Source organism: Mycolicibacterium vinylchloridicum (assembly GCF_013404075.1).
GTDB lineage: Bacteria > Actinomycetota > Actinomycetes > Mycobacteriales > Mycobacteriaceae > Mycobacterium > Mycobacterium vinylchloridicum.
This window is the reverse complement of record NZ_JACBJQ010000011.1, coordinates 1-22511: the sequence shown is the minus strand read 5'-3', so window position 1 is coordinate 22511 and position 22511 is coordinate 1. Positions and strand designations below refer to the sequence as shown.

General features: G+C 66.8%; 22 protein-coding genes. 12 read left to right on the top strand and 10 right to left on the bottom strand.

The genetic code is table 11. The annotated features are described in order from the left end of the window. The first annotated feature begins 78 nt into the window (after window positions 1-78). Window positions 79-732, top strand: a complete 654-nt coding sequence (locus tag HPC46_RS11490) for a TetR/AcrR family transcriptional regulator (protein ID WP_179469864.1) — start codon at window positions 79-81, stop codon at window positions 730-732. Here the strand turns inward: HPC46_RS11490 and HPC46_RS11485 are convergent. Together HPC46_RS11485 and HPC46_RS11480 are read right to left on the bottom strand one after the other, a co-directional pair. After that, entirely contained in the window at window positions 724-1863 is a 1140-nt protein-coding gene (locus HPC46_RS11485) for an ABC transporter ATP-binding protein (protein WP_179469862.1), read from the bottom strand. The two genes, HPC46_RS11490 and HPC46_RS11485, sit on opposite strands and share 9 nt — an antisense overlap. A gap of 25 nt (window positions 1864-1888) precedes the next feature. Next, window positions 1889-3265 (bottom strand): aspartate aminotransferase family protein, encoded by a 1377-nt coding sequence (locus HPC46_RS11480; RefSeq protein ID WP_325096631.1) that lies wholly within the window; start codon window positions 3263-3265, stop codon window positions 1889-1891. A gap of 134 nt (window positions 3266-3399) precedes the next feature. On the opposite strand from HPC46_RS11480, the gene HPC46_RS11475 reads away from it, so the two are divergent. The 6 genes from HPC46_RS11475 to HPC46_RS11450 all read left to right on the top strand — a co-directional run bounded on the left by HPC46_RS11475 (window position 3400) and on the right by HPC46_RS11450 (window position 9829). Beyond that, window positions 3400-4641 (top strand): polyamine ABC transporter substrate-binding protein, encoded by a 1242-nt coding sequence (locus HPC46_RS11475; RefSeq protein WP_179469860.1) that lies wholly within the window; start codon window positions 3400-3402, stop codon window positions 4639-4641. Window positions 4642-4691: 50 nt separating this feature from the next. Next, a complete protein-coding gene (locus HPC46_RS11470; RefSeq protein ID WP_233716379.1) occupies window positions 4692-5549 on the top strand; it encodes an ABC transporter permease in 858 nt (285 codons plus the stop codon). Then, window positions 5546-6439, top strand: a complete 894-nt coding sequence (locus tag HPC46_RS11465; RefSeq protein ID WP_179469856.1) for an ABC transporter permease — start codon at window positions 5546-5548, stop codon at window positions 6437-6439. Before HPC46_RS11470 ends, HPC46_RS11465 begins: the two co-directional genes overlap by 4 nt. Before the next feature lie 9 nt (window positions 6440-6448). Continuing rightward, the gene (locus HPC46_RS11460; protein ID WP_179469854.1) at window positions 6449-7597 is read left to right on the top strand and encodes an aromatic ring-hydroxylating oxygenase subunit alpha; all 1149 of its coding nucleotides are present in this window, start codon (window positions 6449-6451) and stop codon (window positions 7595-7597) included. A gap of 154 nt (window positions 7598-7751) precedes the next feature. Then, the gene (locus tag HPC46_RS11455) at window positions 7752-8981 is read left to right on the top strand and encodes an ankyrin repeat domain-containing protein (protein ID WP_179469852.1); all 1230 of its coding nucleotides are present in this window, start codon (window positions 7752-7754) and stop codon (window positions 8979-8981) included. Next, window positions 8978-9829, top strand: a complete 852-nt coding sequence (locus HPC46_RS11450) for a patatin-like phospholipase family protein (RefSeq protein WP_179469850.1) — start codon at window positions 8978-8980, stop codon at window positions 9827-9829. The genes HPC46_RS11455 and HPC46_RS11450 overlap by 4 nt, the downstream gene beginning before the upstream one ends. Here HPC46_RS11450 and HPC46_RS11445 read toward each other — a convergent pair. The 3 genes from HPC46_RS11445 to lpqV form a co-directional block, all read right to left on the bottom strand. Next, on the bottom strand, window positions 9810-10823 hold the full coding sequence (locus tag HPC46_RS11445) for a patatin-like phospholipase family protein (protein ID WP_179469848.1): 1014 nt from the start codon (window positions 10821-10823) through the stop codon (window positions 9810-9812). The two genes, HPC46_RS11450 and HPC46_RS11445, sit on opposite strands and share 20 nt — an antisense overlap. A gap of 93 nt (window positions 10824-10916) precedes the next feature. Continuing rightward, complete coding sequence (locus HPC46_RS11440) at window positions 10917-11102, bottom strand: hypothetical protein (RefSeq protein WP_179469846.1); 186 nt, start codon at window positions 11100-11102, stop codon at window positions 10917-10919. A gap of 143 nt (window positions 11103-11245) precedes the next feature. Further along, window positions 11246-11677, bottom strand: coding sequence for a lipoprotein LpqV (gene lpqV, locus HPC46_RS11435; protein WP_179469844.1), 432 nt, complete (start codon window positions 11675-11677; stop codon window positions 11246-11248). 115 nt (window positions 11678-11792) lie between these two features. Between lpqV and HPC46_RS11430 the strand changes: the two genes are divergently transcribed. Continuing rightward, window positions 11793-12353, top strand: a complete 561-nt coding sequence (locus HPC46_RS11430) for a cysteine dioxygenase (RefSeq protein WP_179469842.1) — start codon at window positions 11793-11795, stop codon at window positions 12351-12353. Between the two features lie 4 nt (window positions 12354-12357). Beyond that, entirely contained in the window at window positions 12358-12822 is a 465-nt protein-coding gene (locus tag HPC46_RS11425; protein WP_179469840.1) for a rhodanese-like domain-containing protein, read from the top strand. On the opposite strand, the gene HPC46_RS11420 is transcribed toward HPC46_RS11425, so the two are convergent. The 3 genes from HPC46_RS11420 to HPC46_RS11410 are packed head-to-tail and all read right to left on the bottom strand — an operon-like array spanning window position 12734 to window position 16245. Next, window positions 12734-14416 carry an alpha/beta hydrolase gene (locus HPC46_RS11420; RefSeq protein WP_179469838.1) on the bottom strand — a complete coding sequence of 561 codons (1683 nt, stop codon included), beginning with the start codon at window positions 14414-14416 and terminating at the stop codon, window positions 12734-12736. The two genes, HPC46_RS11425 and HPC46_RS11420, sit on opposite strands and share 89 nt — an antisense overlap. Window positions 14417-14425: 9 nt before the next feature. Beyond that, entirely contained in the window at window positions 14426-15199 is a 774-nt protein-coding gene (locus HPC46_RS11415; protein ID WP_179469836.1) for an enoyl-CoA hydratase, read from the bottom strand. Next, window positions 15196-16245, bottom strand: coding sequence for an enoyl-CoA hydratase/isomerase family protein (locus tag HPC46_RS11410; protein ID WP_179469834.1), 1050 nt, complete (start codon window positions 16243-16245; stop codon window positions 15196-15198). The genes HPC46_RS11415 and HPC46_RS11410 overlap by 4 nt, the downstream gene beginning before the upstream one ends. Window positions 16246-16467: 222 nt before the next feature. On the opposite strand from HPC46_RS11410, the gene HPC46_RS11405 reads away from it, so the two are divergent. After that, window positions 16468-17316, top strand: a complete 849-nt coding sequence (locus tag HPC46_RS11405; protein WP_179469832.1) for a Bax inhibitor-1/YccA family protein — start codon at window positions 16468-16470, stop codon at window positions 17314-17316. Between the two features lie 67 nt (window positions 17317-17383). On the opposite strand, the gene HPC46_RS11400 is transcribed toward HPC46_RS11405, so the two are convergent. After that, window positions 17384-18601: an acetyl-CoA C-acetyltransferase gene (locus tag HPC46_RS11400; protein ID WP_179469830.1), complete on the bottom strand. Its 1218-nt coding sequence runs from the start codon at window positions 18599-18601 to the stop codon at window positions 17384-17386. A gap of 37 nt (window positions 18602-18638) precedes the next feature. After that, a complete protein-coding gene (locus tag HPC46_RS11395) occupies window positions 18639-19604 on the bottom strand; it encodes an SGNH/GDSL hydrolase family protein (protein ID WP_179469828.1) in 966 nt (321 codons plus the stop codon). A 190-nt stretch (window positions 19605-19794) separates the two neighbouring features. Between HPC46_RS11395 and HPC46_RS11390 the strand changes: the two genes are divergently transcribed. Beyond that, the gene (locus HPC46_RS11390; protein ID WP_218894033.1) at window positions 19795-20847 is read left to right on the top strand and encodes an alpha/beta hydrolase; all 1053 of its coding nucleotides are present in this window, start codon (window positions 19795-19797) and stop codon (window positions 20845-20847) included. 33 nt (window positions 20848-20880) lie between these two features. Continuing rightward, window positions 20881-22275, top strand: coding sequence for a cystathionine beta-synthase (locus HPC46_RS11385; RefSeq protein WP_179469826.1), 1395 nt, complete (start codon window positions 20881-20883; stop codon window positions 22273-22275). Window positions 22276-22511 lie beyond the last annotated feature (236 nt).

Genomic DNA, 22511 nt, shown 5'->3' with positions numbered 1-22511 from the left:
ACTGACTGTTCAATCTAACCAAGTGTTAAGCTTTCAACAAGTGCCAGCGCAGGCACGGCTGAAGGGGAGAGCGACACGATGGCAGATCCGGCACCCGCGACCGAGAACAACGAAGCGCGGCGCATCCAGATGTTGCGCGCCGCAGCGGAGCTCATCTGTGAACGGGGTTTCTCCGAGACTCGGATCTCCGATGTCGCCAAACGGGCCGGGGTCAGCTCGGCGTTGGTCATCTACTACTTCGGCACCCGCGATCGGCTGCTCGTCGATGCGCTGCGTTACTCCGAGGAATCGTTCTACGAGGCCGCCGAGCAGATGCTGGCCGAGGTGCCCTCGCTGCGGGACCGGTTGTCGCTACTGATCCAGTGGACCTGTGTGCCGGAGGGGACGAACGAGATCCCCGGCGCCTGGGGGCTGTGGTTCGACCTGTGGGCGCAGGCGTTCCGGCATGACGAGGTCAAGGCCGGGCGGGTCGAGCTCGACGCGCGCTGGCGCCGGATGATCGTCGACGCGGTGGAATCGGCCGAGCTGGAGGCCGACGTGGACCCCAAGATGTTCGCCCTGGAGTTCTCGGCGCTGCTGGACGGCTTGTCGATTCAGGTCGCACTGGAGGATCCGGAAGTCGACTCGAAGGTGGCTTACGAGATCGCGATGCGGTTCGCCGAGCGCGAGCTGGATCTGCCGCGGGAGCGGCGCCGACCGGTGGCCGCGGGCCGCGGCCGACGATCACGCTGAGGTGACCAGTTCTGCCGCCGGATCCTTGATGACGGCGGCGGCGCTTCGGGCCAGCACCCGCACGGCGTCCTGGGTGCATACGCAGGTGACCGCCATCCCTGCGTCATAGGCCACCGAGCCGGGCCCGGATTGGTTCGGGACGTCGACGACGAGTGCGGTCGGTTCTCCGACGTTGACGTGCACCTGTGTCGATGCCCCGTGATAGACGACCTGGGCCACGGTGCCGTTGATCGCGTTGTGCCCGGACGACACCGGGTCGTCCGGCGACTGCAGCGTGATGCGTTCCGGGCGGATGACGATGGCGGCCGGGCCGGGTTGGCACGCGTTGTCCACCGCTGCGCCCAATCGTGTCGCGAGTGCCGAACACAGCGCCGACCCGTTGTCGTTCTGCAGCACATCGGCATCGAAAATATTTGCCGCACCGAGGAATCCGGCCACATACGTGGTGGCAGGGGCGGAGTAGATCTCCTGTGGTGGGCCGACCTGTTCGACGCGTCCCTCGGCCAACACCGCGATCTGGTCGCTCATCGTCAGCGCCTCGTCCTGGTCGTGGGTCACGTAGACGAATGTGATCTCGACTTCGCGTTGGACTGCCCGCAGCTCGAGCTGGAGTTGTCTGCGCAGTTTGGCATCCAGTGCACCGAGCGGCTCGTCGAGCAGCAGCACCCTTGGCTGCAGAACCAGCGCGCGGGCCAGCGCCACGCGCTGCTGCTGACCGCCGGACAGTTGGGCGGGTTTACGCTTGGCGTACCCGCTCATCCGGACCAGTTCCAGCGCCTCACCCACGCGGCGCTTGGCCTCGTCCTTGGGGGTTTTGCGGTATTTGAGGCCGAACGCCACGTTGTCCCAGACCGTCATGAACGGGAACAGGGCGTAGGTCTGGAACACGGTGTTGACCGGACGCTTGTGCGGCGGATCCTGCGCCACGTCACGGCCGTCGAGTTCGATCCGCCCGGAGTCGGGTTTCTCGAATCCGGCGATCATCCGCAGCGTGGTGGTCTTACCGCAGCCGGATGCGCCCAGGAGCGAATAAAACTGTCCCGCTGGGATATCCAGGTCGATGCCTGTCACGGCGGGAACTCCGTCGAACGACTTCGCCAGTTGGTGCAGCCGGATGGCGCCGCCGGTCACCGGCGGCCGTCCGCACCGCAGGGGCTCAGGCCGCCACCGCCTGGGCCAGCCGGGCGAAGTTCGCGGCGAACCGGTCGACATCGGCCTCGTCGTGCTGAACTGATAGCAACCATTGCTCCACCTTGCCCCAAGGCGGCAGGAATACGCCGCCATTGTGCTGCATGAGCCAGTGCAGATGGCCCAACCGGTCGTCGATCTGAAGGAAATCGCGGAAGTCGTGGACCGGCTCGCGTTTGAACGTCACACAACCCTTGGCCCCGAGGCTCACCACGTGCCAACCGTAACCGTGTTGGGCGGTGGTCGCTTCCAAAGCGCCGCGCAGCCGCGCGGCCAGAGAACCCATGCGCGCGTACGCGGCGGGCGTCAGCACCTCGGCAAGGGTGGCCCTGGTGGCCGCCATCGCCAGCGGGTTGCCGTTGAACGTGCCGACCTGTTCGTAGCTGCCGTCGGCGATGGCAGACATGACCGCGGTGGTGCCCCCGATCGCGGCGACCGAGATCCCTCCACCCAAAGCCTTTGCCAGACAGACAATATCGGGCACGACCCCGGATATGGCGGTGACACCGCCGGGCCCGGTGGTGAACCCGGTCTTGACCTCGTCGTAGATCAGCAGGGCGCCCTCAGCGTGCACCAGCTCGCGAATCGCGGCCAGGTAGCCGTCGTCGGGCGGGATGATGCCGGCGTTCATCATCACCGGTTCGACGATCATCGCCGCCACCTGCCCACGGTGTTCGGTCAACGCCCGGGCGACCGCCTCGGGGTCGTTGAACGGCACCACAACCACCAGATCGCGGATCGCCGCGGGAATCCCGCTGTTGCCAGGCACGCCGATCGGGTGCTCCCGTGGGCCGATCTGATCGGCCTCCGGCAGTACCGAGACCTCCACCGAATCGTGGTGGCCGTGGTAGCAACCCTCGACCTTGATGATGAGGTCCCGCCCCGTCACCGACCGGGCCAGGTGGACGGCGTCCATGGTGGCTTCGGTGCCGGAATTGGCGAAGCGCCACAGCGGCAGATCGAACCGGCGGGCCAGTTCGCCCGAGACCCAGATCGCGTCCTCGGTGGGCTGCGCGAAATGCGTGCCCCGACGGACCTGCCTGCTGACCGCCTCGACGATCGCGGGGTGGGCGTGCCCGGCGATCGACGCGCCGTAGCCGCCGTGCATGTCGACGTACTCGGTGCCGTCGACGTCGTAGACCTTCGAGCCCGCACCGTGGCTCATCCAGACCGCTTGCGGTTGGGCGATCTGCCAGTTCGATGTCGCCCCGCCCGCGAGGTGTTCGCGTGCGCGGCTGATCATTTCGGTGCTGCGCGGCTGGCGGGCCAGGAATACCTTCTCCTCGTCGGCGATCAACTGGTCGACAGCGTCATGAACCGGGCTCTCGATCATCGGCGAAGCCACGGGGGAACCTTTCACTCGATTGCTGCGCGGACCTGCGAAAAAGCGCCGCGAGTTCTATTGACTGAGCGTTCAGTCTATGCCAGAGTCCAAGGAACAGACAAGGCTCGAGAAGACTCGAAACCACGGAGGCGCGGATGCCAGCACCGACAGGACCCGGCCCGAATCGTCGACAGTTCCTGCAGCGTGCCGCCCTACTGGCCGCTGGAACTCCCGCGCTCGTGGCGTTCCTCGATGCGTGTTCCAAAGGGGGACAGTCGACTTCGGCACCGTCCCTGAAGATCGCGTCCCCGCAGAACCCGATAAAATGGGACATCCAAAGCGACAACAAGCCGATCGCCGACGGGCTGGCCCCCGAAAAGGGTGCCACGCTGCAGCTCTACAGCTATGCCGACTACATGGCGCCCGAGTCGGTCAAGTCCTTCGAGGACAAGTACGGCGTCAAGGTGCAGATCTCGACGTTCAACGACACAGACGAGGGACTGACCAAGATCCGCGGCGGCAACGTCGACTACGACATCTTCTTCCCCAGCTATGATCAGCTCGGCCGGTTGGTCACCGGGGGACTGCTCCGCCCGCTCAACCACAGCTACATCGACAACATCAAGAACGTCTGGCCGGTCTTCACCAACCCGTGGTATGACCAGGGCTGGCAATACACGGTTCCGTACACCGTCTACACCACCGGCATCGGCTGGCGTAATGACCAGGTGCCCGCCGACATCGGCGCGCTGAAGAATCCCTATGAGGCACTGTGGGATCCGGCCTACAAGAACAAGACCGCCGTCATCGACGACTGGCACACCGCGATGGCGATGGTGCTGCTGAAGATGGGGATCACCGACGTCAACACGTCGTCGGCCGATGACCTGAAGAAACTCGGCGAGCAGCTGACCGCACTGGTGGCTGCGACCTCGCCGAAGGTCACCATCACGATGTACAGCGACCTGCCCGCCGGGCAGATCGGCCTCTCGCAGATGTGGTCGGGCGACATCATCAACGCCCAGAGCTACCTGCCGGAGGGCACCGGTGTGGAGATCCTGCGCTACTGGTTCCCTGCGGACGGCAAGGGTCTGGTGGACAATGACCTGATGGTGGCGCTGCGCGGTGGCAAGAACCCGGTGCTGGCCCACCTGTTCATCAACCACATGCTCGAACCCGAGGTCGCCAAGCAGAACTTCTCGGCGATCGGCTACCAACCGCCGCAGAACTCGATCAATCCGGACACTCTGGTGGCCGACGGGTTCATCCCGGAGAACCTGAAGACCGCGATCGTGCGTCCCGAGTACTTCGACGTCGGATACCGGTTGCTTGAGCTTGACACCGCCAATGACGCTGCCTGGCACAATGTTTGGCGCGCCTTCAAAGCCGGGGGATAGTGCTTCAGCGAAAGCCCAGACGCAGCAGTGGGCTGTGGCCCCTGCTCGCCATGCCCGGCGTCGTCTGGCTGGCGGTGTTCTTCCTGGCCCCGCTCTACGTGGTGCTGGCCATCGTGTTCGGACAGATCGACCCGATCTTTCGCACGCCGATCCCGGTGTGGAACCCGCTGGAATGGAACCCGTCTCAGTTCACCTACGTGCTCACCCACATCGTCGGCGAGGACGGGGTATTCGGGCCGGCGCTACTGCGCACGGCGATCTATGTAGTGCTGGCCAGTGTGCTGTGCCTGCTGATCGCCTTCCCGGTTGCCTACTACACCGCGCGGTTGTCCGGCCGGTGGGCCGGCGTCCTGCTCGCGGCGCTGATCGCGCCGTTCTGGATCAGCTACATGATGCGAATGCTGGCCTGGGTCAACCTGCTTCAGGACGACGGCCTGGTCAATCGGATCTTCAGCCTTGGCGGACTGTTCGACGTCAACGTGCACTGGCTGACCGGCCAACCGTTGGTGGTGGTGCTCGGTCTGGTGTACGGCTACGTGCCCTACATGATCCTGCCGCTTTACGCAGGCCTTGACCGGTTGCCGCAGTCGACGTTGGAGGCCGCCCGTGACCTGGGGGCCAACCGGATCGAGTCGTTCTGGCGGGTGACGCTGCCGATGTGCAGGCCCACGATCGTGGCGGGCGTGCTGCTCACCTGCCTGCCCATGCTCGGTGACTACTTCACCTCAGACATGCTGTCGGCCTCGCCCAAGACGGCGATGGTGGGCAACCTGATCAATGACAGCGTGCAGTCGCCGGGACAGACCGGGCAGGCCGGCGCGTTCGTGATGCTGGTGCTGATCGTCACTGTTGTGCCGATGTTCTACTACGTGCGGGTGACCGCGCGCGCTGACGAGGTGTCCACATGAGCGACGCTGGCATGAGGGGCCCGGTCACGTGGTGGAAAGACCCGTGGCGGCCGCCGCGGATCCTGCAGGCGGTCACCGCCGGTTACCTGATCTGGTCGCTGCTACCGGTGCTGATCGCGGTGATTTTCTCCTTCAACGACGGCAGGTCGCGGACCAACTGGCAGGGCTTCTCGTTCCGCTGGTACTGGGGCGACGCGACGAAGTCGGTGTGGCACGACGCCTCGCTGCACACCGCGCTGCTACAGACACTGAAGCTCGGTGTGATCACCACGCTGATCACGGTGCCGCTCGGCGTGCTGTTCGCCATCGGGATCGACCGCTGGCGGGGGCGGTTGCCCGCAGGGGCCAATCTGCTGATGCTGGTGTCCTTCGTGGTTCCCGAGGTGCTGCTGGCCGTCGCGCTGCTGTTCGTTATGACGTCGCTGGCGCTGCCGATCGGGCTGGGTACCTCTGCGCAGGTGATCGGGCTTGTCACCTTTCAGATCGCCTATCCAGCCGTGTTGGTGCGCGCTCGGCTGGCGACGATCGGCAACCAATATGAAGAGGCGGCAATGGATTTGGGCGCTTCGCCAATGGAAGCGCTGCGCCGGGTGACGGTGCCGATGCTGTTCCCGGCGATCTTCGCTAGCACGGTGCTGGTGTTCGCCGACGTCATCGATGACTTCGTGCTGGTGCGCTACCTATCCGGAAACGCCTCGACCGAGCCGGTCTCGGTGAAGATCTACAACACCGCCCGCGCCGCGCCGACCCCGGCGCTCAACGCGCTGGCGACCGTGCTGCTGCTGGCGGCGCTGGTCGCGGTGACCGTCGGATATCTGGTGTATCGCCGCCTGACTCGCGGCGACGATTCCACCCGCGGCGGGATTGCCGCGTTCGCGGGCGAGGCCTAGTCTGACTGTATGTTCAAACAGACTCCGGCGCCGGTACCCGCCGACGATCTCGCCGCCTCCCTAGCGCCGTTCGGGCAGTCCCGGATGCTGCCGCGGGAGGCCTACGTCGACCCGGCTGTGTTCGAGTGGGAGAAGCGCAACATCTTCTCCGGCTGGCACTGCGTGGGTCACGCCAGTGACCTGGACGGCGTCGGCGCGCAGAAGGCCGTGGGCTCGGGCGCTAACGGAATCCTGTTGGTGCGCGGCGAGGACAACAAGGTGCGCGCGTTCGCCAACGTGTGCCGCCACCGCGGACACGAGATGCTGGCGTGCGGCGCGACGGCCAAGCGGCGCGGCATCGTCTGCCCCTACCATTCGTGGTCGTACAAACTCGACGGTGAATTGCGCAGGGCGCCAACCTTTGACACGGCCGAAGGGTTCGACGCCGGTCAGTTCGGGCTGGCCGAACTGCGCCTCGTGGACTGGCACGGCTACCTGTTCGTCGACCCCAGCGGCCGCGACTCCGACTTCGACCTGCACGTCGCGGGCATGGAAGACGTCATCGGCCCCTACCGCCCGGAGGATCTCACCGTGGTGGCGCGCCACTCCTACGAGCTAGAGACCAACTGGAAGGTGATCGTCGAGAACTACCAGGAGTGCTACCACTGCTCGACGATTCACCCCGAACTGTCCAAGATCAGTCCACCCACCAGTGGTGAGAACCTCGACCTGCCCGGCGACTGGATCGGCGGCTGGATGGGCATGATCGACGAGGCCGAGACGATGTCGCTGAGCGGGCGCAGCGGTGGCGTCGCGATCAAGGGCCTGTCCGAGCAGGAACTGCGCACCGTGATGTATCTGGTGGGATTCCCCAACCTGTTGGTGAGCCTGCATCCCGACTACGTGATGACGCACATGATGATGCCGTTGGCCGTCGACCGCACCCACGTCGAATGTGCCTGGGCGTTCCCGAAAGAAGCGTTGGACAGGCCCGATTTCGATCCTTCGTACGCGGTGGATTTCTGGGACCTGACCAACCGGCAGGACTGGGCGGCCTGCGAATCGGTCCAACGCGGCCTGAGCTCCCCGCACGCCCGCCCCGGGCCGCTGGCTCCCGACGAGGACGGCGTCTACCAGTTCGTCACCCGGGTGGCCCGGGCTTACAGCGGGTCTCGCTGAGCGAGCGACTCAGTGGTAGCGTCCGGACCGGGCGCGCAGGACCGCCCGATGTCCGCTCGAAGAGGCCCAGCCTCCCTGCCATGATCGTTGACAGCTGACCGACCTCCTTCTCGGCCCGGCCTCGCGGACGCAGGGCACGCGAGAGGAGGCCGTGATGGCCAGCACCCTGCCCGACAATCCGTCGCTCGAGCGGTTGCGCTCGGATGCCCGTGCTCTGCAACGCGGCGTCACATCCAACGACCGCGGGACGGTGGAGATGATCCGTCGGTATCACCCGCGTCCCGATATCGCTCTGGAATCCGAACGATTCCGTTTGCACGACGCACAACTGGTCGTTGCCCGCAGCTACGGATTCAGTAGCTGGCCGGCACTGGTCGGTTATCTGAGGGTCGCCGACGAACTCGCCGTGGATCCCACTGGGATCGAGGAGGACGCCATGAATGTGGCCGACCGGTTCTGCTCGCTGGCGTCGCTGCGTTACGACCACACCGACGCCCCGCCACGATGGCGTGCGGCCGCCGACCTGCTCGGAGCGAATCTCGATGTGCCGCAACACCATATTTGGGCCGCGGCCTCCGCTGCCGACGCTGTGGCGCTGCGCCGTCACCTGGCGGCCCGTCCTGAGCTGGCCACCACGATGGGCGGCCCGTTCGGTTGGGTTCCGCTGCTCTACCTGTGCTACTCGCGGGTTCCGTTGTCCTGCAACGAAGATGACGTGCTCGCCGCGGCAGCCACACTTCTCGACGCTGGTGCTGACCCCAACTCCGGCTATCTGTGGCGGGCCATGTCGACACCGTTCACGGCCCTCACCGGGGTATTCGGTGAAGGTGAACAAGGACCGGGTCGGCAACCGCGACATCGGTTCGCGCCGGCATTGGCTCGACTGCTGTTGCAGCGCGGGGCGCACCCCGTCGACCAGCAGACGCTCTACAACCGAATGTTCCGCGCCGACGACTCGCACCTCGAGCTGTTGTTCGACCACGGTCTCGCCGACGCCGGGCCGAGCCCGTGGGAACGCCGGCTGGGGGAGGCGATGGAAACGCGGAACCAGATGTGGCAACGCCAAATCGACTGGGCTGCAGGCCACGGCTTCGCGCAGCGGCTCGCGTTGCTGGCCCGCAACGGCATCGACGTCTCCGGAGCCGAGCTGGTCGAGCCGGAGTTTCCCGAAGATCCCAATGCGCGCGACGCCGACGGTGCCACGCCACTGCACCACGCGGCATGGAGCGGAGACGTCGATCTGATCCGTCGGCTTCTCGAGGCCGGAGCAGACCCGACCGTCGTCGACTCGCGCTTTGGCACGACCCCGTTGGGCTGGGCGCAGCACGCCTACCAGACCGAGGCGGCCGATTATCTGGACAGCTGGCAGACTCGCACGCTGTGACGACGAAACGGGCCCTGATCCTGGCCGGCGGCGGGATCGCCGGCATCGGCTGGGAGACCGGCATCCTGCGCGGAATCGCCGACGAGGCGCCGGATACCGCGCGGGCGCTGCTGAGCTCCGACGTGCTGGTCGGCACCTCGGCCGGCTCCACGGTCGCGGCGCAGATCAGCAGCCCGATGTCGCTGGAGGAGCTCTTCGAACGCCAGATCGGGGACATCTCATCCGAGATCGACTCCGGCGCCGACTTCGACGCGATCACCGCGCTGTTCATGTCGGCGGTGGCGCAGCCCGGTGAGGTCACGGAGAAATTGCAGCGCATCGGGGCCGTCGCGCTGGACGCGCCGACCGTGCCCGAGTCGGTACGCCGAAAAGTCATCGAAGGGCGATTGCCCTCGCACGATTGGCCCGCACAAGATCTGCGCATCACCGCCATCGACACCGCGACCGGCGAGCTCGCGGTGTTCACCGCGTCCTCGGGCGTGCCACTGGTCGATGCGGTGGCCGCCAGCTGCGCGGTGCCGGGAACGTGGCCGCCGGTCACCATCGGCGACAAGCGCTATATGGACGGCGGGGTCAGCAGTTCGGTGCACACCGCGGTGGCCGACGATTGCGCGACGGCGGTGGTGCTGGTGCCGGCCAGTGCGACTGCTCCGTCGCCGTTCAGCAGTGGCACCGCCGCCGAGGTCGAAGCGTTCGGGGCGCGGACTTTCGCCGTCTTCGCCGACGATGCGTCGCTGGCGGCCTTCGGTCCCAACCTGCTCGATCCCCGCTGCCGACGGCCGTCGACGCTGGCCGGACGTGAACAAGGCCGCCGGGTGGCGGCCGCGGTCACGGAGTTTCTGGGGTGATGATGATCTCCGGTCCGGTATTGCGGTAGCCGTCCAGCGCTTTGGCGGCAAGTTCACGACCGAGGTCGATGACCTCGGCGGCGCGGTGGAATTCCAAACTGCGGCAAGCTGTTCGGGGCACCTCGATCAGAAGGTCGGGTGGATAGGCCGCCATCTGGTGGCGGGCCAACGCGGCCTGCGCGATGTCGATGGTCCGGTTCATCACCGCGAAGCTGCCCAGTTTCGGGACGGGCTCGGTGTCCTCGGTGATGTCGTCGCCGTCGGAGCTGGTGCCGAACCGGCTCAGCATCGAGCGGGCGGCCGGCGTGTCCAGGATGGAGCGCGCGGCGTTGGTGTCGAGCAGTCCTGACGTGCTGCGCAGCAGCCGGCCGAGCCATTCGGAGCTGGGGCTGGCCTCGGGGTCGGCCGCGGCAGCCGCGTCGTCGTCGGGCGCCGGACCGGACAGGCTGACGGCGATGGTCACGTCGGCTTTGACCGCGGAGATCGGCGCCAAGGGCAGCGGATCGAGGATCCCGCCGTCGGCCAGCAGCCGGCCGTCGAGCACGTGCGGGACGATGACGCCCGGAATCGCGATCGAGGCGCGGATCGCGGCGTCGACCGGTCCACGCTGCAACCACACCGACTTGCCCGCGATCAGGTCGGTCGCCACCGCGGTGAAGGGGATCGGCAGGCTTTCGATGGTGGCATCGCCGAGGATGTCGCGCACCGCGTCGAGGATCTTCTCGGCCCGCAGCACACCAGCCGCCGTTATCGACGGATCGAGAAGTCGCAGGACGGCCCGCTGCGTCAAGGTCTTGGCCCAGTCCGAGAATTCGTCGAGTGATCCGGCGGCGTGTAGACCGCCGACCAACGCGCCCATCGACGAGCCGGCGATACCGACGATTTCGTAACCGCGGCGCTGGAGTTCGTCGATCACGCCGATATGCGCGTACCCCCGTGCGCCACCGCTACCGAGCGCCAGCGCGACCCGGCCTTTCGGGGATTTTTCGGCCATGGCTCCATTCTGCTCACCCCGGTCCACGCGAACGGGAAAGGGCACCCCTTGCGGGGTGCCCTTCCGTCGTCGGTGCGCGTCATCGCGCCCCGGCTAGTCGCGCTGGATTACGTCGATGGCGCCGATCTTGTCGCTGCCGACCATGTATCCCAACGAATCGATTTGGGTGTGGCGGGCGTCACCGGACCCGCTGGGGGCGGCGGCCGCGGGGGCGGCCAAGCCGATGACGAGCGCGCTCATCGCGGAACCCAGCAGGGTTGCGACTGCGTACTTGGTCATTGTGTTGCCTTCTCTTGTTGGTTCTGCCAGTTACAAGGAAGTAAACCGCGAGGTCAGGCAAATAATTCCGATGGCAGGAATCCGGTGGCGGCTGGCAGAATCTCGCCGTTGCGGCGACTTTTGCTACCCGTGATTCCAACCGCTCAGCAGCCGCCCTCGGCGGCGGCCCGGACCGCGATGATCACCGCGGCCTGCTGGGCCATGGATAACTCTCCCCAAGTCTTGTCGAACGTCGGGGGGCCGGCGGCCGCGTTGCTCTGCAGATCTTTGAGGAACGGCTCGACCAACGTCGTCGGATCACCGCCCTTGGCTTCCATCCATGCCTTGGTGGCCATGCAGGCCTGCGCATACTGTTCTTCGGTCGATTCGGCGGGTACGTCAATCCGGGTGGTCACTCCGCCCGGCGACACCGCGATGTCGCCTGAGGGCGAGGCCGTCTCCCCGGACTTCTGGACGCTGCTCGACGGTGCGGTCGTCGTCGACGTGCCCTGCCCCCCGCCGCCGGACGAGCACGCGGCCAGCGCCGCAGCACACGCAATTGCGCCGAACAGGGAGCGACTTCGGTACCCGCGCATGGATTCAATCTATGCAACACTGGCCACCATGACGGAGCGCACCGGGTCTCAGGAGTGTTGTCGGTACTAGCCGACCCCCGATCTGCCCTGCAATCTCTGTCGAAAGTCCCTTGTCATGCCGTATTCGGGCGCTGCCCTTTCTCTTGCCACCTTCCCCTCCACCGCCCCAGCCGTGTCGGCGCCCACCCGCCTGCGGCTGCCCGACCTGTTGCACACCACCGACCAGTACGCGGACGAGGTGCTGCGCGGTCGGTTCAACGACTTGTTGCCCGCCGGCGGACCGCCCGCCGAAGACCGGTGGTTCACCCGGCTGTATGCCGACGACGAGTTGGACGTCTGGCTGATCAGCTGGGTGCCCGGCCACTTCACCGAACTGCACGACCACGGCGGATCGCTCGGTGCGCTAACCGTGCTCTCCGGCGCACTGCACGAATATCGTTGGGACGGTGAGCGTTTGCACCGCCGTCGGCTCGACGCCGGGGATCAGGCGGCGTTCCCGCTCGGGTGGGTGCACGATGTCGTCCGGGCGCCAATCACCACGACGCCCGCGGCGACTACGCTGAGCGTGCACGCCTACTCGCCGCCGCTGACCGCGATGTCGTACTACGAGTTGACCCAACGCAACACGCTGCGCCGTACGCGCACGGAACTGACCAACGAACCCGAAGGATCCTGATCCGATGGCCAGTCGAATCGATAGCATCCTGAGCGTCGCGCGGCAGCGCCTGCGGCGACTGGCGGCCGGCGAAGTCCCGGCCGCGCTGCGCCGCGGCGCGATCCTCGTCGACATCCGGCCTGCGGCCCAGCGTGCCGTCGAAGGCGAGACCGCGGCGGCATTGGTGATCGAACGAAATGTGTTGGAGTGGCGCTGCGATCCCACCAGCGACGCCCGGCTGCCCCAAGCGAAAGACCACGATGTCGAGTGGGTGGTGCTCTGCTCGCAGGGCTACACCTCGAGCCTGGCCGCGGCCTCATTGCTCGACCTCGGACTGCACCGCGCCACCGACGTCATCGGTGGTTACGAAGCACTGGTCGAGGCGGGCGTGCTCGCCGAACTCACTCCGGCGCGTGAACGATTCCCCGAAGTCGATCGGTCTTATCTGGTGTCCAGCCCGGGGGCTGCAGGATCGCTGCCCACGCGTTGACGACGTCGCGCACATAACGGTGCCCGTGCCCGTCGGGCACATCGACGGCAACCGCCATGTCCGCGGACACCTGGAGGAACGTCACGATCGGAATCCAGTACATGTCTTCGGACACGTCGTAGCCGCGTGGCTCGCGCAGCCAATCCGGTTCGGCGAAAAGCAGATCCGGATTCCACCAGGTGATCGGGTCCGAGGCGTGCTGCAGGTAGACGATCCGCGGGTACCCCCACGGCTTATCGGGGCGGCCCAGGTTGTCCGGCCGTGCCGCGAACCGGATGTTCTGGCCCTCGTCGTAGATCGGCAGCCACATCGGCGAACCGGCGTCGCGGTTGACGGTGACGTCGTCCCACATCGTGTTGTTGAACGTCGGGCCGGAGAACAGGGCCCCGTTGGTGCGGGCGATGATGTTGTTCGGGCTCAGGAACGGCGCCTCACCGCCGAACGAACCCAGACTTTCGCCGAACACCACGATCTTGGGCCGCTGTGCTTCGGGCATCTCGCGCAGCCGCGCGTCGACCGCCTCGAACAGCGCCTGGCCGGCCTGACGCGCATTCTCCTTGTCGACCAGGAACGACAACCAACTCGGCAGGAACGAGTACTGCATGCTCACGATCGCGGTGTCGCCGTTGTACATGTACTCGAGCGCCGAAGCCTCGGCTTCGTTGATCCACCCCGTTCCCGTCGTGGTCGCGACCGCGATGACCTTGCGCTTGAACCCGCCGGTCCGCTCCAGTTCGCGGGCGGCGAGATCGGCTGCGGCCTTGATGTTCTGGGCGGAGTTCTTGCCGGCGTAGGCGCGGATCGGTTCGACCGCCGGTGTGCCGTTGAACTTCGTGAGCTGTTCGACGGTGGGGCCACCGGCGACGAAGACACGACCCTGATGGCCCAACGTGTCCCAGGTGACCAGCGAGCCCGGTCCGCCTGAACGCAGCGGCGTGGTGGGGGCCGGATTGTCGGCATCCATCTCGTCGTTGACCGAGGCGAAGGTGCTGTTCAGGAAGCTCATGCCGCCCCGGACCACGATGCCGTTGAGCAGCGCGATCGTCAGGCTCAGCAGGATCGCGACCACGACAACGAACGAAACCCGCGGTGGCGCAAAACGATTCAGCTGGCGCACCAGGTATCTGACGAGTTTGCCGACCAGCTGGCCGATTTCGACGAACACGAACAACGTGATGACGCCGATGAGGCCGGCTTGCGGATAGTTGAACCACTTCAGCCGTGGCACGCCCATCAGGTCGCGGACGTGATCCTGCCAGACGTGAAACCAGTAGATCGTGAGGACCAGCCAGATGGCGCCGACGATGACCAGAACCGGCCAGGCCCAACGCGGCGGGTGCGGACTGGTAGGCCGCGACAGCATGAAATTCACCAGCCACACGGCAAACACACCGAGGCCGTACCCGATGGCGCCGGCGGCGCCACTGACCAGACCCTGGAACAGGGGGCCGCGCGGCAATAGCGACGGGCTCAGGGAGAGGCCGAGAAACACCAGACCGACAGCGGTGCCGGTGAAGGTATAGCGCCGCTGCCACCAGTCCGGTTTGGGCTCGGGTTTCGGCTCCTGCACAATCTCCGGCTCGGTGACGGTCACGTCAGCACCCTAGCGGTGCGTGAAGTGCGGAGTGCGCTTCTCGGTGAAGGCAGCCATGCCCTCGGTCTGGTCGTCGGTGGCGAAGGCGGAATGGAACAGTCGACGCTCGTAGAGCAGGCCCTCGGTCAGGGTGGACTCGAAGGCCCGGTTGACCGCTTCCTTGGCCATCCGGGCGGCCGACCGCGACATCTGCGAGATCGTCGTCGCGACGGTCTTGGCCTCTGTCAGCAGGTCGTCGGCGGGCACCACCCGCGACACCAGTCCGCTGCGCTCGGCCTCGGCGGCGTCGATGGTGCGGCCGGTCAGGATCAGGTCCATCGCCTTGGCCTTGCCGATCGCGCGGGTCAGCCGTTGCGAGCCGCCCATGCCCGGCAGCACACCCAGCTTGATCTCGGGCTGGCCGAATTTCGCGGTGTCGGCGGCGATCAACACGTCGCACATCATCGCCAGCTCGCAGCCACCGCCCAGGGCGTAACCGGCAACCGCCGCGATCGTGGGCGTACGCACCGCGGCAAGCTTGCCCCAGGCCGCGAAGAAGTCGGCGTCGAAGACCTCCGAGAACGAGAGGGTGGCCATCTCCTTGATGTCCGCGCCTGCCGCGAACGCTTTGGCGCTGCCGGTGATGACGATGGCGCCGATACCGGGGTCCGCGTCGAATTCGGCGGCGGCCGTGGTGACCTCGGCCATCACCTGGCTGTTGAGGGCGTTGAGTGCCTGGGGGCGGTTGAGTGTGATGGTCCCGACCCGCTCGTCGCGGTCGACCAGGATGGTTTCAAAGCTCACTTGTGCTCCTCGAAGGTCAGGTCCGGGTCTGCTGGCGCGAAGTACTGTTCCACATCCTCGTCGGTCACCGCGTCCAGTGACGGCGGGTTCCACGTCGGATTGCGATCCTTGTCGACGATCTGTGCGCGGATGCCCTCGACGAGATCGTGCGAATCGAGCGATGCCGAGGACACCCGGTACTCCTGCACCAGAACGTCTTCGAGCGTGTCGAGCTCGGCGGCCCGTCGCACCGACGCCAGCGTGACGGCCGCGGCGATGGGGGAGCGTGACGCGATGAGGTCGGCGGCTTTCTTGGCCTCGTCTTCGTGGTGGCCGCGCAGGGCGGCGACGATGTCGGCGACGGTTTCGCCGGCGTAGCACTCGTCGATCCAATCCCGCTGGGCCACAAGATGGCTCGGGGGAGGCTCGATGGAGAACGCCTTGACAGCTGCGTCCACGCCGTCGGCGACGATCGCTGCGGTGAATGCCGCCAGCGACTCGTGCGGGATGTAGTGGTCGGCGAAGCCCAGCGCGATGGCGTCGGATCCGGAGAACGGTGCGCCGGACAGCGCGGCGTGCAGTCCGAGCCCGCCGGGAGCCCGGGACAGCAGGTAGGTGCCGCCGACGTCGGGAATGAAGCCGATGCCGACCTCGGGCATGGCGACTTTCGAGGTGTCGGTCACCACCCGGACGCTGCCGTGCCCGGCGACGCCGACGCCACCGCCCATGACGATGCCGTCCATGATCGCCACGAACGGCTTGGGGTAGCTGCCGATCTGTGCGTTGAGCCGGTACTCGTCGAACCAGAACCTGCGCGCCTCGTGCCCCTCGTCGCGCGCGCTGTGGTAGATCGCGACCACGTCGCCGCCGGCGCACAGGCCGCGCTCGCCGGCGCCGGTCAGCACCACCGCGCGCACGCCGTCGTCGTGGGCCCAGTCGGTCAGCGCCTTGGCGATGATCGTCACCATGTTGTGGGTGAGCGAGTTGATGGCTTTGGGGCGGTTGAGCGTCAGGAAGCCAATGCCACCGTCGACGCGGGTCAAGACTTCGTCGGATTCAGCCGTCACGACAGTGAGGTCCTTCCGGATAAAAGGTTGGATGTCCTAGCTTTTTAAAAAGGCAAAAGTACCAGTCGACAGAAGTTCGTGACCCGCCGGATACCGTCCGCAGGTAAGGTCAGGCTTTGTAGCGCCGGACACGCGGGAAGAATCTTGTGGACTTCCTGGGAACCGGTTCTGGGCGCCGTTCGTTGACGGTGCGTTACTCGATTTCCAGGAGAGGATCCGACGGTGCGGGAGACCAGCAACCCGGTATTTCGTTCGCTGCCCAGGCAGCAGGGCGGATACGCACAATTCGGTACCGGTGTCGCCGGTGCCCAGCAGGTCGCTTACCAGACCGACCCCTACGCGGGGGCCTACCAGCCGCAGACCGGTGTCTCGCGGCCCATGACGATCGACGACGTCGTCACTAAGACCGGCATCACCCTCGGCGTGTTGTCTGTCGTCGCCGTCATCTCCTACTTCATCGTGTCGGCCAACCTGGCGCTGGCCATGCCGCTCACCCTGATCGGTGGCCTCGGCGGCCTGGTCCTGGTGCTGATCGCGACGTTCGGGCGTAAGCAGGACAACCCGGCCATCGTGCTCAGCTACGCCGCGCTGGAAGGCCTGTTCGTCGGCGCGGTGTCGTTCATCTTCGCCAACGTCGTCGTGTCCGGCGCCAACGCCGGCGTGCTGATCAGCCAGGCGGTGCTCGGCACCATCGGCGTGTTCTTCGGCATGCTCGTCGTCTACAAGACCGGCGCCATCCGGGTCACCCCGAAGTTCACCCGCATGATCGTCGCCGGCATGGTCGGCGTGCTGGTGCTGATGCTCGGCAACTTCGTGCTGGCGATGTTCGGTGTCGGCGGCGGTGAAGGCCTCGGCCTGCGCAGCGGTGGTCCGATCGCGATCATCTTCTCGCTGTTCGTGATCGGGCTCGCGGCGTTCAGCTTCCTGATCGACTTCGACGCCGCGGACCAGATGATCCGCGCCGGTGCGCCCGAGAAGGCCGCCTGGGGTGTGGCCCTCGGCCTGACCGTGACGCTGGTCTGGCTCTACATCGAGATCCTGCGGTTGCTGTCGTACTTCCAGAACCGCTAGCTGCTCTCACGAACAAAGCCCCGGCCTTGGCGGCCGGGGCTTTGTCGTGTGTGCGCCGAGCGTGCGCTCAGCTCAGCCGCTCGACGACCATGGCCATGCCCTGGCCACCGCCCACGCACATCGACTCGATGCCGAACGTCTTGTCGTGGGTCTGCAGATTGTTCAGCAGCGTGGCGGTGATCCGGGCGCCGGTCATGCCGAACGGATGCCCGAGCGCGATCGCGCCGCCGGAGACGTTGAGCTTGTCCTCGTCCATCCCCAGCGCCCGCGCCGAGCCGAGCACCTGGACCGCGAACGCCTCGTTGATCTCGAACAGGTCGATGTCGGAGAGCGACATCTTCGCCGAAGCGAGCGCCTTCTTGATGGCCTCGATCGGGCCGAGGCCCATGATCTCCGGCGACAGGCCCGACACCCCGGTCGACACGATGCGCGCCAGCGGGGTCAGCCCCAGCTCCTTGGCTTTGGTGTCGGACATGATCACCACCGCGGCGGCGCCGTCGTTCAGCGGGCAGGCATTGCCGGCCGTGATGGTGCCGTTGGGGCGGAAGACGGGCTTGAGCTGACTGATCTTCTCGTAGGTGGTGCCGGCACGCGGGCCATCATCGGTCGAGACGGTGCTCCCGTCCGGCAGGGTGACCGGCACGATCTCGCGCTCGAAGAAGCCGCTCTTGATGGCCTCCTCAGCGCGGTTCTGCGAACGCACACCCCAATGGTCCTGGTCCTCCCGGCTGATCCCGGTGTGCAGCGCCACGTTCTCGGCGGTCTGGCCCATCGCGATGTACACATCGGGGATCAGGCCGTCCTCGCGGGGGTCATGCCACTCCTCGGCGCCGGCGGAAGCCGCCGTCGACCGCTCCTGCGCCTCGGCGAACAGCGAGTTCTTGGTGTCTGGCCAGCCGTCGGCGCTGCCCTTGCCGAACTGCGAGACGGTCTCCACGCCGGCCGAGATGAAGGCGTGGCCCTCGCCGGCCTTGATCGCGTGGAACGCCATCCGGGTGCTCTGCAACGACGACGAACAGTAGCGGTTGACCGTGGTACCCGGCATGAAGTCGTAGCCCAGCTCGACCGCGACGACGCGGCCGATGTTGAAACCGGACTCACCACCGGGCTGGCCGCACCCCATGATCAGGTCGTCGATCTCACGGGGGTCCAGCGAGGGCACCTTGTCGAGTGCGGCGCGCACCATCTGCGCGGCAAGATCGTCCGGGCGGATGCTGGCCAGCGACCCCTTCTGCGCGCGCCCGATCGGCGAGCGGGCAGTGGAAACAATGACGGCTTCGGGCATGACGGCTCCTTGGTGTGCAGCGACGATGCACACGAACCTAGCTCGCGGGCACCACGATCGGTGCGGGGACCCCGGTGGTCCGGCGGCGCAGCAGCCGCACGAGTGGCCCGAGCCGGTCGGTCAACGCTCGGACCTCCGAGCGAGTGGCCCACGGCAGATCGGGGACGGTCGCCCCGGTCCACTCACCGAGGGCGTGGCACAGCGCAGGCAGCAACTGGTTGGCCGCAAGCGCGTAGCCGGCCGCCGACGGGTGATAGCGGTCCTCGGAGAACATCAGCTCGGGTGCCTCCAGGAAGTTCGGTGACAGCAGGTCGGCCAGCGGTACCGGAACGCCGCCCGCGGCACGCACCGCCGCGGCCTGCGCGCGCGCCAGCCGAAGGCCCCGCGCGCGGGCAGTCCACCGCAAGGGCTGCGGAATGTCTTTGATGACACCGAAATCCGGGCAGGTGCCGACGACCACCACCGCGCCGGACGCCCGCAGGCGCTGCACCGCCGCGCCGAGCCTGCGCGCGGACGCGCTGAGCCCGTTGAGAGCGGTGATGTCGTTGGCGCCGATCATGATCACCGCGGCATCGGGCGGTGGTCCGGCCACGAACATCGCGTCGACCTGACCCGACAGGCCCTTCGACGTCGCCCCCACGATCGCCTTCGTCGACAGCCGGATCGACTTGCCGGACTCCTCGGCCAGCCCACGCGCGAGGAGAACGCCGGGTACCTCGTCGGCGTTACGGCAGCCGTAGCCGGTGGCCGTCGAGTCCCCGAACACCATCAGGTGAAGGTCGAACGGCACGCCGCGTTCCCAGCGGATGACGGGCCCGCCGCCGGGCGCGTAGACGCCGTCTGCGCGCGGCGGCACGTCCCACGACTTGGGGATGACATTGCGAACTTGATCCGCTTGACCGCTGAGCAAACTGCGCGCACCCAGCACAGCGGTACCGGTGGATGCCAGAACCCCCGCCGCTGCCAGCGCCGCTGTCGACTTTCGCGGAGCGCGTATGCCCACGGGTCCAGTTTAGGTGCTGCTCGGGCTGGAATCCGGTCGCCAGAGTGGCCCCGCGATTACGGACAGGTATCAGATCCGGTAAGAAATCAGATCGTTAGTTGTTGTAGGTAATACGCATGGCAAGCTAAGTCACCGGGGTTCGCTCGATTACCCGGGACACGTATCTACATTGGCGTAGGGAGTGTTGACGATGACCGCACCCAGTAAGGTCCGGGCTTCGGCCCCGCACCGCGTAACCACGGGCAGCGGGCATCACCCGCGCCGGTACCCGGTCTCTGACGGCGCACCGGTCGAGGTCGTCGAGAGCGGCCCCAGCGTCGCCGCGCGGCTCGTTTCGATCGGCACCCGCGTCTCCATGTGGCCCACATTGGCCGTGCTCAGCCACGTCCCGCACTGGCCGTGGCCGTTCGGCCTGGTCGATTTCGTCGCCCGCGCGTTGCTGCCCACCCCGGGCACGGTCCGGGCCACTGTCGGCCTGCCCAACGCTTCCGCTCAGCTGGTGCGCGCGCCCGGCGTGCTGCCGGCCGACGGGAACCGCCGCGTCGTCCTCTACATGCACGGTGGAGCCTTCCTGACCTGCGGTGTGAACTCCCACAGCCGGATCTCGGTCGCGCTGTCGAAGTTCGCCGACTCGCCGGTGTTGGTCGTCGACTACCGGTTGATTCCCAAGCACAGCATCGGCAACGCCGTCGACGACTGCTACGACGCCTATCAGTGGCTGCGGACTCGCGGCTACGAGCCCGACCAGATCGTGTTGGCGGGCGACTCCGCCGGCGGATATCTGGCGCTGACTCTCGCGCAGCGGCTGCAGGCCCTCGGCGAAGAGCCCGCCGCGCTGGTCGCCATATCGCCGCTGTTGCAACTCGACCAGGAACAGAAGGTCAACCACCCGAACATGCACACCGATGCGATGTTCCCGCCCAAGGCCTTCGACGCACTGGTCGCGTTGGTCGCGCGGGCCGCGGCCAAGAACATCGTCGACGGCGAACCCGAAGGCGTCTACGAACCGCTCGACCACATCGAGCCGGGACTCCCGCGCACGCTGATCCATGTGTCGGGATCCGAGGTCCTGCTGCACGACGCCCGGCTGGCCGCACGCCGGCTGGCGGCGTCCGGTGTGCCCACCGAGGTACGGGTGTGGCCCGGCCAGATCCACGACTTCCAGCTCGCCGCTCCGCTGATTCCGGAAGCCAAGCGCTCGCTGCGGCAGATCGGTGAGTACATCCGCGAAGCCACCGGCTAACCAGTCGACGCGAAAGCCTGACACGATGTAGGCATGCGAATCGCGTCGCACATCAGCGAGCTGATCGGGAACACCCCACTGGTCCAACTGAACTCCGTCGTTCGGGAGGGCTCGGGGCTGGTCGCGGCGAAGATCGAATACGTCAGTCCAGGCGGCAGCGCCAAGGACCGTATCGCCGCCAAGATGATCGACGCGGCCGAAGCCAGCGGCGAACTGAAGCCCGGCGGCACGATCGTCGAACCCACCTCCGGCAACACCGGTGTCGGGCTGGCCCTGGTGGCACAGCGGCGGGGTTACAAGTGCATCTTCGTCTGCCCCGACAAGGTCAGCGAGGACAAGCAGAACGTCTTGCGCGCCTATGGCGCCGAGGTCGTCGTCTGCCCGACGGCGGTCGCGCCGGACGACCCGAACAGTTACTACAGCGTCTCCAACCGGCTGGTCGCCGAGATCGACGGTGCCTGGAAGCCCGACCAGTACTCCAACCCGAACGGGCCGGCCAGCCACTACGAAACGACCGGTCCGGAGATCTGGGCCGACACCGACGGCAAGGTCACCCACTTCGTCGCCGGCGTCGGCACCGGCGGGACGATCACCGGTGCCGGGCGCTACCTCAAGGAGGTCTCCGGCGGCACGGTGAAGGTGATCGGCGCCGATCCGGAGGGGTCGGTGTATTCGGGCGGGACCGGCCGGCCCTACCTGGTGGAGGGCGTGGGCGAGGACTTCTGGCCGGCGGCCTACGACCCGTCGGTGCCCGACGAGATCATCGCTGTCTCCGATGCCGACTCCTTCGACATGACGCGACGGCTGGCCCGCGAGGAAGCCCTGCTGGTTGGTGGCTCATGCGGAATGGCCGTGGTCGCCGCGCTCAAGGTGGCGCAGGAGGCGGGGCCGGATTCGCTGGTCGTCGTTCTGTTGCCGGACGGCGGTCGCGGCTACTTGTCGAAGATCTTCAACGACGGCTGGATGTCGTCGTACGGCTTTCTGCGCTCCCGCCTGGACGGCTCGGTGGTCGAACCGACGGTCGGCGACGTGCTGCGGGGCAAGTCCGGCGCGCTGCCCGACCTGGTGCACACCCACCCGTCGGAAACCGTGCGCGATGCGATCGGCATCCTGCGCGAGTACGGCGTCTCCCAGATGCCGGTGGTCGGTGCCGAACCCCCGGTGATGGCCGGGGAAGTGGCCGGCAGCGTGTCCGAGCGCGAGCTGCTGTCCGCGGTGTTCGAGGGGCGGGCCAAGCTCGCCGACGCGGTGTCACTCCACATGGGTCAGCCGCTGCCGTTGATCGGGTCGGGTGAGCTGGTCAGTGCGGCCGCGAAGTCGCTGCGGGAGTGGGATGCGCTGATGGTCGTCGAGGACGGCAAGCCCGTCGGCGTCATCACCCGCCACGATCTGCTCGGCTTCCTCTCCGACGGGCCGCGCCGCCGCTGATATTGTTGCCTGAGCAAATACTTGCCGCTGGTTGACGCCCGGATGTGTCGGGCAGATGAAGATTCCGCTTTGCCGCGATGTCCAGGTACTTCTCAGGTACATTTATGCCGCTTTACCTCAGGTGATCATTCGGATGTGGAAGGCGTGCCATGACTGAACAACCGCCGGGTCCCCCACCGGGAAACTTCCCGCCGCCGCCCCCACCGCAGGGCGGGTACGTGCCGCCACCTCCGGGC

Bases quoted from the DNA above. Each gene is read 5' to 3' on its own strand.
- HPC46_RS11490 (WP_179469864.1), top strand. From the start codon at position 79: ATGGCAGATCCGGCACCCGCGACCGAGAACAACGAAGCGCGGCGCATC.
- HPC46_RS11475 (WP_179469860.1), top strand. From the start codon at position 3,400: ATGCCAGCACCGACAGGACCCGGCCCGAATCGTCGACAGTTCCTGCAG.
- HPC46_RS11445 (WP_179469848.1), bottom strand. From the start codon at position 10,823: ATGGCCGAAAAATCCCCGAAAGGCCGGGTCGCGCTGGCGCTCGGTAGC.
- HPC46_RS11390 (WP_218894033.1), top strand. From the start codon at position 19,795: ATGACCGCACCCAGTAAGGTCCGGGCTTCGGCCCCGCACCGCGTAACC.
- HPC46_RS11465 (WP_179469856.1), top strand. From the start codon at position 5,546: ATGAGCGACGCTGGCATGAGGGGCCCGGTCACGTGGTGGAAAGACCCG.
- HPC46_RS11460 (WP_179469854.1), top strand. From the start codon at position 6,449: ATGTTCAAACAGACTCCGGCGCCGGTACCCGCCGACGATCTCGCCGCC.
- HPC46_RS11455 (WP_179469852.1), top strand. From the start codon at position 7,752: ATGGCCAGCACCCTGCCCGACAATCCGTCGCTCGAGCGGTTGCGCTCG.
- HPC46_RS11430 (WP_179469842.1), top strand. From the start codon at position 11,793: ATGCCGTATTCGGGCGCTGCCCTTTCTCTTGCCACCTTCCCCTCCACC.
- HPC46_RS11425 (WP_179469840.1), top strand. From the start codon at position 12,358: ATGGCCAGTCGAATCGATAGCATCCTGAGCGTCGCGCGGCAGCGCCTG.
- HPC46_RS11385 (WP_179469826.1), top strand. From the start codon at position 20,881: ATGCGAATCGCGTCGCACATCAGCGAGCTGATCGGGAACACCCCACTG.
- HPC46_RS11470 (WP_233716379.1), top strand. From the start codon at position 4,692: ATGCCCGGCGTCGTCTGGCTGGCGGTGTTCTTCCTGGCCCCGCTCTAC.
- HPC46_RS11400 (WP_179469830.1), bottom strand. From the start codon at position 18,601: ATGCCCGAAGCCGTCATTGTTTCCACTGCCCGCTCGCCGATCGGGCGC.
- HPC46_RS11440 (WP_179469846.1), bottom strand. From the start codon at position 11,102: ATGACCAAGTACGCAGTCGCAACCCTGCTGGGTTCCGCGATGAGCGCG.
- lpqV (WP_179469844.1), bottom strand. From the start codon at position 11,677: ATGCGCGGGTACCGAAGTCGCTCCCTGTTCGGCGCAATTGCGTGTGCT.